Source organism: Micromonospora sp. NPDC003776, from assembly GCF_053605645.1.
Genome location: NZ_JBSGJR010000874.1, coordinates 1 through 1858 on the forward strand (window position 1 = coordinate 1; position 1858 = coordinate 1858).

The following is a 1858-nucleotide window of genomic DNA, read 5'->3' on the forward strand; positions in this document are numbered from 1 at the left end:
GCGACCGAGCGCTGCTGGCGTACCGCCGCGGGGTCGTGGTCGCAGACCGTGGTGCCCTCGGTGACGGCTGCTCGGGGCGGCGATCACCTGGTCGGGCCGGTGGTGTCGGCGGGGACCGCCGCCATGCGGATCGCCCAGCCGACCCGCACCGCCGCAGGTCGCCGAGTACGAAAGCCCCGCCGGCCCGGCCAGATGGTGCGGGACTGCTGCATGACCGAACGCCGGCCAGCGGCGGGCTGCGGTGAGTCGTCTGCGACATCAGGTCGACAGGCTCGGAACAGCGATGCCCGGGCGGAGAGCGGGCAACCTTCGGGAGGGCGGGCAATTCGGGGGGAGGGCGATGCCGTGGGGAGGGCAGGCAACCTGCGGCAGGGCGGCACCGTGGGGAGAGCGGGCAATCCGGACGGGGGGCGTCCTCGGGATCCCGGGCAGGGCCCGGACTGACTGTGCCGGGGGAGGGCGGCTGCCCGCTCAGGTCGTTGCCGGCAGCAGCCGGGCGTGCAGGGCGGCCGGGTCGGTGACCTCGGGCAGGTCGCGGGCGGCCAGCCAGGCGGCCGCTGCGGCCCCGTCCCCGGCCGTGCAGAGCGGCGCGTCCGGCCACCGGCGGGCCAGTTCGGGCCGGACCGCCTCGGCGAGCGGGGTGTCGCCGGTGAGCAGGCCGCCACCGAGCACCACCGGGTCGGTCGCGCCGGCTGGCCGGATCCGGCTCACGCTCTCGGCGAGCAGTGCGGCGGCCTCCGCGACGAGCGCCACGGCGGTCGGCTCGCCGTCCCGGGCGGCCGTGACGACGAGGGGTGCGAGTCGGGCCAGTTCCACCGGCGGCCGCCGGGTCACCGCCTGCACCACCGCGTCGGCGGTGCCGCGGGGGCGTTCGGTCACCTCCGGTGAGCCGGTCAGTTCGGTGAGCACCCGGCGGGACAGCTCGCCGGGGGTCGCCGCCCGGTCCAGGTCGGACAGCAGCCGGCGGACCGCCTCCCGGCCGAGCCAGAACCCGGAGCCGGCGTCGCCCAGTAGCCATCCGTGCCCGTCGGCGACCCGGTCCAGCCGCAGGTCGCGGACCTGGGCGGCGATCGCGCCGGTGCCGGCGATGAGCACCGTGCCGTCCGGTGCCGCGGTGCCTGAGGCATACGCGACCAGGGCGTCGCCGTGGACCGCGTACGGGCAGCGCAGGCCGGCGTCGGACCAGGCCCGGTCGAAGGCGGCGCGGCCCTGCGGGTCGGCGAGGAGGCGGCCGGCTCCGGCGAGCCCGATGCAGCCGGCCCGGACCCGGGCCGGATCGACGTCGGCGAGGGCGGCGCGCAGCGCGGCCAGCAGTTGCGTGGCGGCGCGCTCGGCGCCGTGGCTGGTCGGGTTGCCGCCGCCGGCGCGGCCGGTGCCCAGCCGTACGCCGTCGAGGCTGACAGCGGCGGCGCGGGTGGACGTACCCCCGACGTCGAGGCCGACCACGACGGTGTCGGGCATCCGGTGTGGCCTCCCTGCGGTCGCGGCGCCGTGGCCTTTCATGCTGGTCGGCCGCGCCCCGGGAAGCAAGGCGCGGGCTGTGCGCCACATAACAGTTTGAAAACTTCGCCCACGGCCTTGACACGGAGGGGCCTTCAGTAAGAACTTTTACCACTAACAGTTAACACTCTTTTCCGAAAGGCGTCCCATGGTTGATCACGAGGTGGACACCCCCGCGGGGACCGCGGTGGTGGATGCCGACGCGGTCGACCGGCGGGGTGCGGTCGCGGTCTCCTCCGACGGGGTGCTGGCCAGGGTCCGGGCCGGGGCGGGGGAGCTGACCGGGGCACTGCGTCGGGGGGGGGGGGGGGGGCGGGCGGGTCCGGCGGGCGGGGGGGGGGGGGCCGCGGGGGGCGGG

Annotated in this window: 1 protein-coding gene and 1 pseudogene; one reads left to right on the forward strand and one right to left on the reverse strand. The window is 77.1% G+C overall.

Annotated features, from left to right (window positions below):
- Positions 1–471: 471 nt before the first annotated feature.
- On the reverse strand, positions 472–1461 hold the full coding sequence (locus ACWEVO_RS35960) for an N-acetylglucosamine kinase (RefSeq protein ID WP_452311857.1): 990 nt from the start codon (positions 1459–1461) through the stop codon (positions 472–474).
- A gap of 187 nt (positions 1462–1648) precedes the next feature.
- On the opposite strand from ACWEVO_RS35960, the pseudogene ACWEVO_RS35965 reads away from it, so the two are divergent.
- Positions 1649–1858, forward strand: a pseudogene (locus ACWEVO_RS35965) (hypothetical protein); the annotation flags it as partial.

Bases quoted from the DNA above. Each gene is read 5' to 3' on its own strand.
- ACWEVO_RS35960 (WP_452311857.1), bottom strand. From the start codon at position 1,461: ATGCCCGACACCGTCGTGGTCGGCCTCGACGTCGGGGGTACGTCCACC.